The sequence below is a fragment of the Shinella sp. 1A1 genome (assembly GCF_055379515.1).
The window spans coordinates 2,324,384-2,337,848 of record NZ_AP039671.1 but is presented as its reverse complement, the minus strand read 5'-3'; the positions used below and the strand labels follow the sequence as shown (position 1 = coordinate 2,337,848).

Below are 13,465 nucleotides of genomic sequence, written 5' to 3'. Positions count from 1 at the left end.
TCCATGTCCAACATTTCGAATACCAATGAGAGCGCCGGCGGGAACCTGACGGCGCGGGCTCTGCGCGAGGGCTTTTTCGCCGGCCTCGTCTCGCTCGGCCTCTTCGTCCTCTTCGTCGGCCTCGAGACCACCCAGAACATCCGCAACGAGCTGGTTCTCAACCAGCGCTGGGGACTGCTGGCGATCTTCGTGATCGTCGCCGCCGTCGGCCGCTTCCTCACCGTCGCCTATCTGCGCCCCTGGATGGCCGCCCGCAAGGCCGCCGCCGCGGCAAAGCCGGCCGTGGAGGCCGAAGAGAGCTTCTTCAAGCGCAACTTCAGCAAGATCGCCATTGCGTTCCTGCTGATCTATCCTTTCCTCGCCATATCGATCTTCGGCGTGCAGGGCTCGCTGAAATGGGTCGATAACTTCGGCATCCAGATCCTGATCTACGTGATGCTCGCCTGGGGCCTCAACATCGTCGTCGGCCTTGCCGGCCTGCTCGACCTCGGCTACGTCGCCTTCTATGCGGTCGGCGCCTATTCCTATGCGCTGCTGTCGCAGTATTTCGGCCTGTCCTTCTGGGTCCTGCTGCCGCTGGCCGGCATCCTTGCCGCCTTCTGGGGCATAATCCTCGGTTTCCCGGTGCTGCGCCTGAAGGGCGACTACCTCGCCATCGTGACGCTCGCCTTCGGCGAGATCATCCGCCTCGTCCTCATCAACTGGACGGAAGTCACCAAGGGCACCTTCGGCGTGTCGGGCATTCCCAAGGCCTCGGTCTTCGGCATCTGGTCCTTCGACGTTTCCGCGCCGAACAACTTCACCAAGGCCTTCGGCCTGCCGATGTCCTCGGCCTATTACAAGATCTTCCTGTTCTATCTCATCCTGGCGCTGGCGCTGCTCACCGCCTATGTGACGATCCGCCTGCGCCGCATGCCGATCGGCAGGGCCTGGGAAGCGCTGCGCGAGGACGAGATCGCCTGCCGCTCGCTCGGCATCAACACGGTGACGACCAAGCTGACGGCCTTCGCCACGGGCGCCATGTTCGGCGGTATCGCCGGCTCGTTCTTCGCCGTGCGCCAGGGCTTCGTCTCGCCGGAAAGCTTCGTCTTCCTCGAATCGGCGATCATCCTCGCCATCGTGGTTCTCGGCGGCATGGGCTCGCTGGTCGGCATCGCTGTCGCCGCGGCGCTGATGGTCGGGGGCACGGAACTCCTGCGCGAGATGCAGTTCCTCAAGCAGGTCTTCGGGCCCGACTTCACCCCGGAACTCTACCGCATGCTGATCTTCGGCCTCGCCATGGTCACCGTCATGGTCTGGAAGCCGCGCGGCTTCGTCGGAAGCCGTGAGCCGACCGCCTTCCTCAAGGAGCGCAAGGCCGTCTCCGGCAGCTTCACCAAGGAAGGGCACGGCTGATGGCGCCCGGAACGGATACAACGACCCATACGATGACGAAAGATCCCATTCTCAAGGTCGAGCATCTGTCGATGCGCTTCGGCGGCCTGATGGCCATCAACGACTTCTCCTTCGAGGCCGAGCGCGGCGAGATCACCGCGCTGATCGGTCCCAACGGCGCGGGCAAGACCACGGTGTTCAACTGCGTCACCGGCTTCTACAAGCCGACCATGGGCATGATCACCATGCGCCAGAAGGGGGGCAGGGAATTTCTCCTCGAGCGCATGGCGGATTTCGAGATCACGCGTGACGCCAAGGTGGCGCGCACCTTCCAGAACATCCGGCTCTTCTCGGGCCTGACCGTGCTGGAGAATCTGCTCGTCGCCCAGCACAACAAGCTGATGAAGGCCTCGGGCTACACGATCCTCGGCCTCCTCGGCCTGCCGGCCTACAAGAAGGCTTCGGCGGAATCGATCGATGTCGCCAAGCACTGGCTGGAGAAGGCGGACCTCATCGAGCGCGCCGACGACCCGGCGGGGGACCTGCCCTATGGTGCGCAGCGGCGCCTGGAAATCGCCCGCGCCATGTGCACGGGGCCGGAATTCCTGTGCCTCGACGAGCCGGCGGCCGGCCTCAACCCGCGCGAATCCCTCGCGCTCAACGAACTGCTGCGCTCCATCCGCAAGGACAGCGGCACGTCGATCCTGCTCATCGAGCACGACATGTCGGTCGTCATGGAGATCTCCGACCATGTGGTCGTGCTCGAATACGGGCAGAAGATCTCCGACGGCACGCCGGAGCATGTGAAGAACGATCCGAAGGTTATCGCGGCCTATCTCGGTGTCGAAGATGATGAGGTCGAAGAGGTGATCGAGGAAATCGAAGAGATCGAAAGCACTGAGGGAGGATCGCAGGAATGAGCGATACGCTTCTCAGTGTGAAGGGCGTGGAGACCTATTACGGCAATATCCGCGCACTGGCCGGTGTCGACGTCGAGGTCAACAAGGGCGAGATCGTCTCGCTGATCGGCGCCAACGGCGCCGGCAAGTCGACCCTGATGATGACGATCTGCGGCAGCCCGCAGGCCCGCGCCGGCACCGTCACCTTCGACGGCGAGGACATCACGCGCCTGCCGACGCACCTGATCGCCCGCCGCCGCATCGCCCAGTCGCCGGAAGGCCGCCGCATCTTCCCGCGCATGACGGTGTTCGAGAACCTCCAGATGGGGGCGAGCCTCGACAACCTGAAATATTTCAACGAGGACGTCGAGAAGATCTTCACGCTCTTCCCGCGCCTCAAGGAACGCCAGGCCCAGCGCGGCGGCACGCTTTCGGGCGGCGAGCAGCAGATGCTGTCCATTGGCCGCGCGCTGATGGCCCGTCCGAAGCTGCTGCTTCTCGACGAACCCTCGCTCGGCCTCGCGCCGCTGATCGTCAAGGGCATCTTCGACGCCATCAAGGTGCTGAACCAGGAACAGGGCCTGACCGTGTTCCTCGTGGAGCAGAACGCCTTCGCCGCCCTCAAGCTCTCCGACCGGGCCTATGTGATGGTCAACGGCCAGGTGACGATGAGCGGTTCGGGCAAGGAACTGCTGGCCAATCCGGAAGTGCGCGCCGCCTATCTCGAAGGCGGCAGGCACTAGACGGGTCCGGCAGGGGAGACAGGACAATGCAGGGAATTCTCTACGAAGAACCGTCGATCTGGCAGTTCCTCTTCATCACCGTCATCATGGGCGGCTGGACCGCCTGGCGCACCGGCAAGAGCGTTGCGGAGAACTGGCAGAGCTACGGCACGCTCGTCATCTACGTGCTGCTGCTGGGCGCCGGCATCCGCTTCATCCACCACGCGCTCTTCCACGGCACCATGCTCACGCCGCAATACTATGCCGTGGACACCGTCGTGCTTTTGCTGTTTGCTACGCTCGGCTACCGCTACTACCGTACGCGGCAGATGACCAACAACTACTACTGGCTCTATGAAAAGGCCTCTCCCTTCTCCTGGAAAGCCAAATAATCAGAGGGAACCCCGCAGCCGGCTTCGGCGGCGGAATAAATACCGGCGCAATGAATGCGGGTGTTGCGCCCGGTCGAAATCAACCCGCTTCAAATTGGGAGTAATAATATGAAGAAGTCTCTCATGTCGGCTGTTGCTTTGGCTGCAATGGTCGCTTTCAGCGGCAGCGCCTGGGCCGATGTGCTTTTGGGTATCGGTGCTCCGATCACGGGCCCCAACGCCGCTTTCGGCGCGCAGATCCAGAAGGGCGCCGAGCAGGCGGTCGCAGACCTCAACGCAGCCGGCGGCATCAATGGCGAACAGATCAAGGTCTCGATCGGCGACGACGTGTCGGACGCCAAGCAGGGCGTTTCGGTCGCCAACAAGTTCGTCGCTGACGGCGTGAAGTTCGTTGTCGGCCACTTCAACTCGGGCGTTTCCATCCCGGCTTCGGAAGTCTATGCCGAAAACGGCATCCTGGAAGTCTCGCCGGCGGCCACCAGCCCGACCTATACGGAGCGCGGCCTGTGGAACACGTTCCGCACCTGCGGCCGTGACGACCAGCAGGGCTCCGTGGCAGGCTCCTTCATCGCGGCCAACTTCAAGGACGCCAAGGTTGCCGTTCTGCACGACAAGACGCCTTACGGCCAGGGCCTTGCCGACGAAACCAAGAAGTTCATGAACGAAGCCGGCGTGACCGAGACCCTCTATGAAGGCGTCAATGTCGGCGACAAGGACTTCTCGGCCCTCATCGCCAAGATGAAGGAAGCCGGCGTGACGGTCGTCTACTGGGGCGGCCTGCACACCGAGTTCGGCCTTATCGAGCGCCAGTCGGCCGACCAGGGCCTGAAGGCCCAGTTCATCTCGGGCGACGGTATCGTTTCGAACGAATTGGCTTCGATCGCCGGCGACGCCGTCGACGGCACGCTGATGACCTTCGCTCCGGACCCGCGCAAGAACCCCGCCGCCAAGGAGCTCGTCGAGAAGTTCCGCGCTGCCGGTTTCGAGCCGGAAGCCTACACGCTCTACGCTTACGCGGCCGTTCAGGTCATCGCGCAGGCCGCAGCAGCAGCCGGCGGCAACGACCCGCAGGCCGTGGCCGAAGCCCTGAAGTCGAAGGGTCCGTTCAAGACCGTCATCGGCGAACTGAGCTTCGACGAGAAGGGTGACATCACCCGTCCGGACTACGTCCTGTACACCTGGAAGAAGGGTGAAGACGGCAAGTACACCTACTCCCAGAACGAATAGTCCTCGTTCCGGAACGGGCGGCGCATGCACGCCGCCCGACCGCCTCGATTTCGGCCCGGCCTTCGCGCCGGGCTTTTTCGTGGGCGAAGGGGCCGGGCGCGTGCCCCGTCACTTGCGCGAGCAGCCGCATCGGTTCCGGCCAACGGCGGGACAAGCACATGGTGCTGTCATCGCCGAAGACGGCTTCGCCCTCGGAAAAAGCTGCATCCTCGCATTTCGCACTTGCTTGATGGCGTTGGCGTGCCGAAAATCGGGAATCTCTAGAGGACAATCGACGGATCGCCGATGAACCTGACACCCCGTGAAAAGGACGAACTGCCGATCGAGGCGGGTGCGCATGTCCTGACGCACGACCGGGCCATGGAGCGAATCCCCGGAATGATCCACGACGCCCAGGTGAAAGCGACCTTTTCCGGCGGCACGAAGCGCGTGACCGTCCACGAACCGATACGGTAGGCCCATGCTCGAGATCAGACCGAACTGCGAATGCTGTGACCGCGACCTTCCACCGGAGAGCCGCGAGGCGATGATCTGCACCTTCGAATGCACGTTCTGCGCGGATTGCGTTACGGGCGTCCTCGGCGGCGTCTGCCCGAATTGCGGCGGCGAGTTCGTCCCCCGGCCGATCCGGCCGGCGGCGCTTCTTGCGAAATATCCGGCATCCACCAAGCGGGTCCTGAAAGCCGAAGGCTGCGGGCCGGCAGAAGCTGCATGAGGAAAGCATGATCCCGAGGGAAATTATCGCCGCCGAAGGCGACCGGCCGAGCCAGGTCGGCAGCCACTACCATTCCAATCTCCTCCGGACCGGCACGGTCCGGCTCATCCCCTTTGTCGGCAATCGGGAAATCCACGGTCTGCGTCCATGCATGATGGGGAGGCCCTGAGATGCGTCGCCACCTTCTTCTCGCGTCCGCGGCACTCCTCCTTTCATCCGCCTTCGCCATGGCGCAGGCGGAAGAGCCCGAGGTCGATTGCGACAACGCCATGACCCAGGCGGATATGAACATTTGCGCCCGGCGCGACTATGAGGAGGCCGACAAGGCGCTCAACGTCGCCTATCGCAAGGCGATGGCCGCGGCGCAGACGATGGACGCGGACGCCCGCGGCATGGGCGAGCAATATGTCGGCGCCGTCAACGCGCTGAAGAACGCCCAGCGCGCATGGATCGGCTATCGCGACGGCCAGTGCGAGCTTGCCGGTTTCGAGGCGCGCGGCGGCTCCATGGAGCCGCTGCTGGTTTCCGGTTGTCTTGCCGACCTCACGCGCAAGCGCACCGAGGAGCTGAAAGCCGTCTACGAGCAGGAAAACTGAGGGGGCATCGGTGTCGCGCAGGATCGTCATCGTCGGCAACGGCGACATTCCGGACGGGGTGGCGGGAACGATCGACGCCGCGGATATGGTGATCCGCTTCAACGGGTGCCGCTCGGCGGGGCGCGGCGGCCGCAAGACCGACGTCGTCGCCGTGTGCAATACCGGCCGCCCGGCGATGGAGATGCTTGCCGGCGGAGGATGGAAGGCGAGCGAGACCGTGCGGCAGGCCGGGGAAATCTGGTGCGTGCGCGCCTCGGAGGTCTTCGCCGCGCTGCGTGCGCCGCTTGCCGAAAGCCACCCGGACCTCGATGATTTCTGCGACGACCATACCGACGGCTTCCGCACCTTCGCCGAGATGACGGGCCGGCGCCTGAAGGTTGTTCCCGCCGCCGTGCATCACGCGGTCGTCGCCTCGCTCCGGGTCTTCGACCCGGCGCCCTATGTGGTGCCGAGTTCCGGGCTTATCGTCATCGCCCATGTGCTCGACAGCGTGGCCGGGGCCGGCGACCATGTATCCCTTGCCGGTTTCGGCCATGAGGGCTGGATGTGGCATCCCTTCGCCGCCGAGCGGCGCTGGGTGGACGCCCGCATCGCCGCTGGCCGCCTCGACCGTCTCGATCCTCCTTCCGCCTGCCGGAGAAGCTGATCCCGTCTATAGGATGCCGGGCACATGCGCGTGCGCCTCTCCGTCTAATTCGACATGAAGCGCAGCGACGGTCGACTGGATCGTCGATGTCCTCAGGGTCGAGGGCGGGCTTTGATCAGACGCGCCGCAATGCCTCGGGATCGCCTATATGGACGAGGCGGCCGCGCACGCTGACGCCGTGGCCGCGCAGCAGCGAGAAGGCGCGCGAAAGCGCTTCCGGCGCGAGGCCGAGCTTTCCGGCAAGCAGGCTCTTCTGGTAGGGCAGGCGGAAGCTGGAAGGCTTGCCGTCCACCGAGCAATGGGAGAGCAGGTAGCGCGCGACGCGTTGCGGCGCGGTGTGCAGCCGGTCGTCGGAAAGGCTTGCGAAGGCCCGGCCGAGCTGGCTGGAAAGGGTTGTGGCCAGCGCCATGGCAAGATCGGGCCGGCGGGCGGCGATGTCGCGCACGCGCTTCAGATCGAAGCGGGCGATGAGCGACGGTTCCGCCGCCTGCGCGGTGGCCGGGTAGCGCCCGCCCTCCAGCATGACGCTGGCGCCCACCACGTCGCCGGGGCCGTAGAGCTCCACGTCGGCCTCACGCCCGTCGGGGTCGAGCTTGTAGACGCGGATATAGCCCGAGAGCACGCAATGCAGCATGTCGGCGGGCTCGCCCTCGCGGAACAGCATCTGGCGCGCCGGCAGGTTGCCGATCACCGCGATCTCCATCATCGCCGCGACGCTCTCCACGCCGAGCATGGAAAGAAGGCCGGCGTTCAGCAGAGTTTCGCGTTCCCGTGCACCGGGTTTCATCAGCCTGTTCATCGATCTCACTCCGGGCTCCCGCAGGCATCCTGTGGTCTTGGATGGAAGAACGATAGTCGAGGATCGGCCAGGCTTGCTTGATTTCGATCAAACAACGAAAACGGCCGGCCCGCTTTTGCGAGGGCCGGCCGTTTTATTTCGGCGGGTGGCGCCTATTCGGCTGCGAGCGGCGAGTGATGCACCACGCTGAAGGGCTTGCGCTCGCCGTTCTTCCTTTCGAGCGTGTCGATCCGCTTTTCGAGATCGGCGACGTCGCGGGCGGTCTGGTCGGCAAGGCGGGTGAGGTCTTCCGGCTTCATGGCGAGCTGCTCGTCATCCTTTCTGCCGACGAAGCGGCCGAAGAGCCAGCCGAGGAATCGCGAGACGTCGTCCATGATGAGGAAGAAGGACGGCACGACGACGAGCGAGAGCACGGTCGAGACGATGATGCCGCCGATCACCGCGATCGCCATGGGCGAGCGGAACGAGCCGCCTTCGCCGACGCCGAGCGCCGAGGGCAGCATGCCTGCTGACATGGCGATGGAGGTCATGACGATCGGGCGGGCGCGCTTGCGGCCGGCCTCGATCATCGCATGCACGCGCTCCATGCCGTGGTGCATCATCTCGATGGCGAAGTCGACGAGCAGAATGGCGTTCTTCGTCACGATGCCCATCAGCATCAGGATGCCGATGAGGACGGGCATGGAGAGCGCGTTCTGCGTCAGGATGAGGCCCGCCGCCACGCCGCCGATGGCGAGCGGCAGCGAGAGGATGATGGTGAAGGGCTGGATCACGTCCTTGAAGAGCAGGATCAGCACCATCAGCACCAGCAGCAGGCCGAGCAGCATGGCGTTGCCGAAGGACTGCTGCATCTCCGCCTGCACCTCCGCGTCGCCGCTTTCGGCGAACTGCACGGTCGGCGGCATGTCGATGCCGGAGGCGATCTCCTTGAAGCGGGCGGTCGCCGTGTCGAGGGCGACGCCCTGCCTGAGGTCGGAGCCGATGGAGACGACGCGGTTGCGGTCATGCCGCTTCACCGAGCTCGGTCCTTCCGAATAGTCGATGTCGGCGACCGAGGAGAGCGGCACGAACTGGCCGGCCGCCGTCTGGATCTTCAGGTTGCGGATGGCGGCAAGGTCGGTGCGGAAGCTGCGGTCGACCTGGACGCGGATCGGAATGAGGCGGTCGTCGAGCGAGACCTTGCTGAGCTGGGAGTCGATATCGCCGATGGTGGCGACGCGCACGATCTCGGCGATCTGCGCCGTGGTGATGCCGAAGCGGGCCATCTGGTCGTCGCGCGGGCGGATCTGCAGCTCCGGCCGCGGCAGCGAGCCTTCCGAGCTGACATTGGCGAGCAGCGGATCGGCACGCAGCCTGGATTCCAGCACCGCGACGGTATCGTTGAGGGCCGCCTCGTCGTTGGAGAGCAGGTTGAAGGCAAGGTCGCGCTCGCCGCGGTCGTTGAGCTTGATGATGCGCACGTCGGGAATGTCGCGCAGGGTCGCGAAGAGCTCCTTCTCGATATCCCATTGCGGCCGCAGCCGGCCCTTGGCCTCCATCTTCGGCAGGTACGGGCCGATGAAGGGGATGCGGCCCAGCACGTCGTTCACCAGCTTGTGGGTGAGCGAATGCTCCAGCTTGTCGAGGATGACGGTGACGGAGGCGCGGCGCAGTTCCAGGTCGCCCTTCGGCGAGGAGCCGCCGAGCACGAAGACGCTCTGCACGCCGTCGATGTTCTTGATGCGGTCGTAGATCTGCGTCGTGGTGCGATCCGTGTCGTCCAGCATGGCGTCCGGCGGCAGCTCGACCGAGAGCACGACGCGCGAGGCGTCTTCCGGCGGCAGGAAGCTGCCGGGCACGGTGGAGAGCAGGGCGACGGAGGCGACGAGGAAGGCGATGGCCGCAAGCAGCGTCGCATAGCGGGCATACCACCTGCTCGTCGTCTTGCTGACGAGCCAGGTATAGAAGCGCATGAAGGCGCCTTCCTTCTCCTCGCCATGGCCGTCCGCATCGCCGGAGCGCATGAGATAGGCCGCCATGACGGGCGTGATGAGGCGCGCCACCATGAGCGAGAAGAACACGGCGACGGCGACCGTCAGGCCGAACTGGATGAAATACTGGCCCGGAATGCCCGGCATGAAGGAGACCGGCACGAAGACCGCGATGATGGTGAAGGTCGTCGCGATGACGGCAAGGCCGATCTCGTCGGCGGCTTCGATGGCGGCCCGGTAGGGCGTCTTGCCCATGCGGATATGCCGCGCGATGTTCTCGATCTCCACGATGGCGTCGTCGACGAGGATGCCGGTCGCCAGCGTCAGCGCCAGGAACGAGACGAGGTTCAGCGAGAAGCCGAGAAGGTCCATGACGAAGAAGGTGGGGATTGCCGACAGCGGCAGCGCCACCGCGGAAATCAGCGTCGCCCGCCAGTTGCGCAGGAAGAGGAACACGACGATGACGGCGAGCAGCGCGCCCTCCATCAGCGTGTGAAGCGCCGCCTCGTAGTTGCCGTAGGTGAAGTAGACGGAATCGTCGACCATCTCGATGGAGACGTTCGGATATTGCGTGCGCACCTTTTCGAGCGATTTGGCGACGGATTCGGCCACCGTCACCTCGCTGGCGCCCTTGGAGCGGAAGACCGCGAAGGTCACGACCGGGGTGCCGTTGAAGCGCGAGAAGGAGCGCGGTTCCTCATAGGTGTCGCTGATCTTGCCGAGCTCGGAGAGCCGCACGAAGCGGCCGTTCGGCAGCGCGATCATCGTGTTGGTGAGCTTTTCCACCGAGCGGGCGTCGCCCAGCGTGCGGATCGCCTGTTCGGCGCCGGCGATCTGGCCGCGGCCGGAGCCGGCATCCGCATTCATGCTGCGGATCTGCCGGTTCACGTCCGCGGCGGAGACGCCGAAGGATTCCAGCTTGTCGGGATTGAGGTCGACGCGCACCTCGCGGTCGGCGCCGCCGAAGCGGTCGATCTTGCCGATGCCGGGCTGACCCTGCAGGGCGCGCTTGACCTTGTCGTCGACGAACCAGGACAGCTCTTCCAGCGTCATGTTGGGCGAGGAGACGGCGAAGGTCTGGATCGCCTGGCCCTCGACGTCGATCTTGGTGACGACCGGCTCCTCGATGGAGGCCGGCAGATCGCTGCGGATGCGGTCGATGGCGTCCTTGACGTCCTGCAGCGCCTGATTGGTCGGCTTCTCGATCTCGAAAAGCACCGAGGTGACGGAGCTGCCGTCGGTGACGGTGGACATGATGTCCTTGACGCCCTCGATGCCGGCAACCGCGTCCTCGATCTCCTTGGTGACCTGCACCTCGAGCTCGGCCGGCGCGGCGCCGCTCTGCGTCACGGAAATGGCGACGACGGGCACGTCGATATTCGGGAACCGCGTGATCGGCAGCGAATAGAACGACTGGATGCCGACATAGAGCAGCAGGAAAAACGCGAGCAGCGGCGCAATCGGGTTGCGAATGGACCAGGCTGAAAAATTCATGTCCCCAAAATCCTCTTTGCGAGACCGGACGTTCCCTCGGAGCGATCCGCCCCGGATCGTCCGTCATGCCGCCGGGCGCCCCAGCCCGGCATCGCAGCCCCGCGACCTGCGGGGCCTCCCGTCATTTCGTGGCCGAGGCTTCCTCGGCATGGACCGGGTTGATGCGGTCGCCGTCGCGCACATAGGCGCCGGCCTTCGCGACCACCTCGTCGCCGGCCGCAAGACCGCTGACGATCTCGATCACCTGGCCGTCCTGAATGCCGGTTTCCACTGGGACCAGCTTCACCACGCCGTTCTCCACCCTGCGGGCCACCGTCTTGCCGTCCGCCGTCGTGATGGCGGAAAGCGGCAGGACGATGCCCTGCCGTTCCTCGATGACGATCTCCGCGCTCGCGAACATGCCGGCGCGCGCCTTGCCCGGCTCGTCGAAGCGGATATAGACGCGGCCGAGCCGGCTTTGCGCGTCGAGCGTCGGCTCGACGAGGCGCACGTCGCCCTTGAGCTTCGCCGCGCCGCCGGCGAGCGTGACGGTCGCCTTCTGCCCCGGCGCGAGCTTGAGGATCGCGTCTTCCGAGACGTCGGCCTTCAGTTCGATGGCCCCGTCGCGGATGACGGTGAAGAGGGGGGAGGAGGCGCCGCTGGCGATTGCGCCGATCTTGGCCGTGCGGGCGGAAACCACGCCGGCGACCGGCGACTTGACGGCGGTGCGGGCAAGCTTCAGGTCGATGTCGTCGATCTGCGACTGCGCCACCTTGATGTCGGCTTCGGAAACGGCGATCGCCTGTTCGGCGGAATTGACGCGGGCGAGCGCGGCATCGGCCGTGGCGACGGCCTGATCGGCATTCGCCTGTGACTGTGAGCCGGACTTGACGAGGCGCTGGGCGCGGTCGCGGGCGCGCACGGCCTCGTCCGCATTGGCCTTCGCCTCGACGAGCTGGGCCTTGATCTGCGCGAGGGCGGCGTTTGCTTTCGCCAGCGAGGCCTCGGTCTGGCTCTTCTGCAGGACGAGCGCGTCGTCGTTGAGCGTCGCCAGCGTGCCGTTCGCCTCCACGCGGTCGCCGACATCGGCGGCAAGCGTGCGGATGGAAAGGCCATCGACGAGCGGCGTCACATAGACCTCCTCCACCGCCTGGACGGTGCCGGTGGCGATCACGCGGTCGACGACGGGGCGCTTTTCAGCGGCGGTGACGACGATTGCCGGAAGATTTTGCGTCTGTTCCTGCCCGGAGGCATCGCCCGTCGACGCATCGGCGGCAAAGGCGAGGGCAGGCGCGGCCGTCATGAATGCAGCGACGGAAAAAGAGAGAACTGTCCTGTGTCCAGAAGCCATAGGCCGAACTTTCCCAAAAGCATGACTTTATGATCTTGGTCCGGGCGCTCTTCTTTTGATTATGCCGGACTTATTCCTGCCAGTATGGCGGACGCGGAACGGCTTCCGGCCTCTCCAGGTTCCAACTGCGCGGTCTATGTAATCGGCGTTTCCAGCGCTTACAAGGGGTAACGAAATGGTGCCTCATTATTTTAGGTGTTTGGCATTTCCATGGCGGCGGAAGGATGCCGGGACGATACCTCAAAACGAAACGTGCGGGGCGCAGGGCCCCGCACGTCGCAAATATCCGGCAAGTCACTGATTACTTGAGCGCTTCGTCGGTGATCTCGTGCGTCCAGGCGCCCTGCGGCTCCTTGGAGATGACCGGATCGGAGCCGCCGGCGAGCAGCGATTCGACGGTGCGCTTGTAGTCGGCCTCGTCGAGCGCGCCGTTGGAGCCGGCGGTCAGCTTGGCGACCTCGCCCATCATGAACTTCTGATGTGCCTCGGTCTGCGCACCGGTCGAGTCGTTCTCCAGAACGATCTCGGCGGCCTCGTCCGGATGCTCCTCGGCATATTTCCAGCCCTTCATGGAGGCGCGCACGAACTTGACCATCTTCTCCTTGAAGGCCGGATCCTTGAGCTTGTCCTCCAGCACGTAGAGGCCATCTTCCAGCGTCGCGACGCCCTGGTCCTCATATTTGAAGGTGACGAGGTCTTCCGGCTTGATGCCGGCATCGAGGACCTGGCCGTATTCGTTATAGGTCATGGTCGAGATGCAGGCGGCCTGCTTCTGGATCAGCGGATCGACATTGAAGCCCTGCTTGAGGACGGTCACGCCGTCCGGCCCGCCCTCGGTCGGGATCTTCAGGTGGCTCATCCAGGAGAGGAAGGGATATTCGTTGCCGAAGAACCAGACGCCGAGCGTCTTGCCCTTGAAGTCGTCCGGGCCCTTGACGCCGGATTCCTTCAGACAGGTCAGCATCATGCCCGAGGACTTGAAGGGCTGGGCGATGTTGACGAGCGGCACGCCCTTCTCGCGCGTTGCCAGCGCCGAGGGCATCCAGTCGACGATGACATCGGCGCCGCCGCCGGCGATCACCTGCGCGGGGGCGATGTCCGGGCCGCCCGGCTTGATCTCGACGTCGAGGCCCTCTTCCTCGTAGAAGCCCTTGTCTTTCGCGACATAGTAGCCGCCGAACTGGGCCTGGGTCACCCATTTGAGCTGGAGCGTCACCTTGTCGGCGGCCCCGGCCTGGAACGCGGCAAGCGAGAAGGCGCTTGCCACAAGCAGCGATGCGATCTTCGTTTTCATGTCAGTT

At 64.9% G+C, this 13,465-nt stretch carries 13 protein-coding genes; 9 read left to right on the top strand and 4 right to left on the bottom strand.

Translation table 11 applies throughout. The annotated features are described in order from the left end of the window. The first annotated feature begins 3 nt into the window (after positions 1–3). From livM to ACZ48C_RS11530, 9 genes are all read left to right on the top strand, one after another. On the top strand, positions 4–1,395 hold the full coding sequence (livM, locus tag ACZ48C_RS11570) for a high-affinity branched-chain amino acid ABC transporter permease LivM (protein ID WP_318909773.1): 1,392 nt from the start codon (positions 4–6) through the stop codon (positions 1,393–1,395). Then, positions 1,395–2,294: an ABC transporter ATP-binding protein gene (locus tag ACZ48C_RS11565; RefSeq protein ID WP_464781187.1), complete on the top strand. Its 900-nt coding sequence runs from the start codon at positions 1,395–1,397 to the stop codon at positions 2,292–2,294. The genes livM and ACZ48C_RS11565 overlap by 1 nt, the downstream gene beginning before the upstream one ends. Then, a complete protein-coding gene (locus ACZ48C_RS11560; protein WP_119256830.1) occupies positions 2,291–3,016 on the top strand; it encodes an ABC transporter ATP-binding protein in 726 nt (241 codons plus the stop codon). Before ACZ48C_RS11565 ends, ACZ48C_RS11560 begins: the two co-directional genes overlap by 4 nt. A gap of 26 nt (positions 3,017–3,042) precedes the next feature. Next, on the top strand, positions 3,043–3,387 hold the full coding sequence (locus ACZ48C_RS11555; protein ID WP_119256831.1) for a DUF6867 family protein: 345 nt from the start codon (positions 3,043–3,045) through the stop codon (positions 3,385–3,387). 108 nt (positions 3,388–3,495) lie between these two features. After that, positions 3,496–4,614 carry a branched-chain amino acid ABC transporter substrate-binding protein gene (locus tag ACZ48C_RS11550; RefSeq protein WP_119256832.1) on the top strand — a complete coding sequence of 373 codons (1,119 nt, stop codon included), beginning with the start codon at positions 3,496–3,498 and terminating at the stop codon, positions 4,612–4,614. 285 nt (positions 4,615–4,899) lie between these two features. Further along, positions 4,900–5,070 (top strand): urease subunit gamma, encoded by a 171-nt coding sequence (locus ACZ48C_RS11545; RefSeq protein ID WP_454632106.1) that lies wholly within the window; start codon positions 4,900–4,902, stop codon positions 5,068–5,070. 4 nt (positions 5,071–5,074) lie between these two features. After that, positions 5,075–5,329 carry a DUF1272 domain-containing protein gene (locus ACZ48C_RS11540; RefSeq protein ID WP_464781186.1) on the top strand — a complete coding sequence of 85 codons (255 nt, stop codon included), beginning with the start codon at positions 5,075–5,077 and terminating at the stop codon, positions 5,327–5,329. A gap of 170 nt (positions 5,330–5,499) precedes the next feature. Beyond that, entirely contained in the window at positions 5,500–5,925 is a 426-nt protein-coding gene (locus ACZ48C_RS11535) for a lysozyme inhibitor LprI family protein (RefSeq protein ID WP_119256835.1), read from the top strand. A 10-nt stretch (positions 5,926–5,935) separates the two neighbouring features. Then, the gene (locus ACZ48C_RS11530; protein ID WP_424547272.1) at positions 5,936–6,571 is read left to right on the top strand and encodes a Urease operon accessory protein; all 636 of its coding nucleotides are present in this window, start codon (positions 5,936–5,938) and stop codon (positions 6,569–6,571) included. 115 nt (positions 6,572–6,686) lie between these two features. On the opposite strand, the gene ACZ48C_RS11525 is transcribed toward ACZ48C_RS11530, so the two are convergent. The 4 genes from ACZ48C_RS11525 to ACZ48C_RS11510 form a co-directional block, all read right to left on the bottom strand. Continuing rightward, positions 6,687–7,370, bottom strand: coding sequence for a Crp/Fnr family transcriptional regulator (locus ACZ48C_RS11525; RefSeq protein ID WP_464781185.1), 684 nt, complete (start codon positions 7,368–7,370; stop codon positions 6,687–6,689). 152 nt (positions 7,371–7,522) lie between these two features. After that, positions 7,523–10,834, bottom strand: a complete 3,312-nt coding sequence (locus tag ACZ48C_RS11520) for an efflux RND transporter permease subunit (protein WP_464781184.1) — start codon at positions 10,832–10,834, stop codon at positions 7,523–7,525. Positions 10,835–10,955: 121 nt separating this feature from the next. Next, positions 10,956–12,116: an efflux RND transporter periplasmic adaptor subunit gene (locus ACZ48C_RS11515; RefSeq protein ID WP_464781183.1), complete on the bottom strand. Its 1,161-nt coding sequence runs from the start codon at positions 12,114–12,116 to the stop codon at positions 10,956–10,958. A gap of 349 nt (positions 12,117–12,465) precedes the next feature. Beyond that, the gene (locus ACZ48C_RS11510; protein ID WP_318909766.1) at positions 12,466–13,458 is read right to left on the bottom strand and encodes an ABC transporter substrate-binding protein; all 993 of its coding nucleotides are present in this window, start codon (positions 13,456–13,458) and stop codon (positions 12,466–12,468) included. Between the last annotated feature and the right edge of the window lie 7 nt (positions 13,459–13,465).

What these genes read in the sequence shown, in the direction of transcription:
- ACZ48C_RS11540 (WP_464781186.1), top strand. Translation starts at nt 5,075, where the DNA reads ATGCTCGAGATCAGACCGAACTGCGAATGCTGTGACCGCGACCTTCCA.
- ACZ48C_RS11535 (WP_119256835.1), top strand. Translation starts at nt 5,500, where the DNA reads ATGCGTCGCCACCTTCTTCTCGCGTCCGCGGCACTCCTCCTTTCATCC.
- ACZ48C_RS11545 (WP_454632106.1), top strand. Translation starts at nt 4,900, where the DNA reads ATGAACCTGACACCCCGTGAAAAGGACGAACTGCCGATCGAGGCGGGT.
- ACZ48C_RS11520 (WP_464781184.1), bottom strand. Translation starts at nt 10,834, where the DNA reads ATGAATTTTTCAGCCTGGTCCATTCGCAACCCGATTGCGCCGCTGCTC.
- ACZ48C_RS11565 (WP_464781187.1), top strand. Translation starts at nt 1,395, where the DNA reads ATGGCGCCCGGAACGGATACAACGACCCATACGATGACGAAAGATCCC.
- livM (WP_318909773.1), top strand. Translation starts at nt 4, where the DNA reads ATGTCCAACATTTCGAATACCAATGAGAGCGCCGGCGGGAACCTGACG.
- ACZ48C_RS11555 (WP_119256831.1), top strand. Translation starts at nt 3,043, where the DNA reads ATGCAGGGAATTCTCTACGAAGAACCGTCGATCTGGCAGTTCCTCTTC.
- ACZ48C_RS11515 (WP_464781183.1), bottom strand. Translation starts at nt 12,116, where the DNA reads ATGACGGCCGCGCCTGCCCTCGCCTTTGCCGCCGATGCGTCGACGGGC.
- ACZ48C_RS11560 (WP_119256830.1), top strand. Translation starts at nt 2,291, where the DNA reads ATGAGCGATACGCTTCTCAGTGTGAAGGGCGTGGAGACCTATTACGGC.
- ACZ48C_RS11525 (WP_464781185.1), bottom strand. Translation starts at nt 7,370, where the DNA reads ATGAACAGGCTGATGAAACCCGGTGCACGGGAACGCGAAACTCTGCTG.
- ACZ48C_RS11550 (WP_119256832.1), top strand. Translation starts at nt 3,496, where the DNA reads ATGAAGAAGTCTCTCATGTCGGCTGTTGCTTTGGCTGCAATGGTCGCT.
- ACZ48C_RS11510 (WP_318909766.1), bottom strand. Translation starts at nt 13,458, where the DNA reads ATGAAAACGAAGATCGCATCGCTGCTTGTGGCAAGCGCCTTCTCGCTT.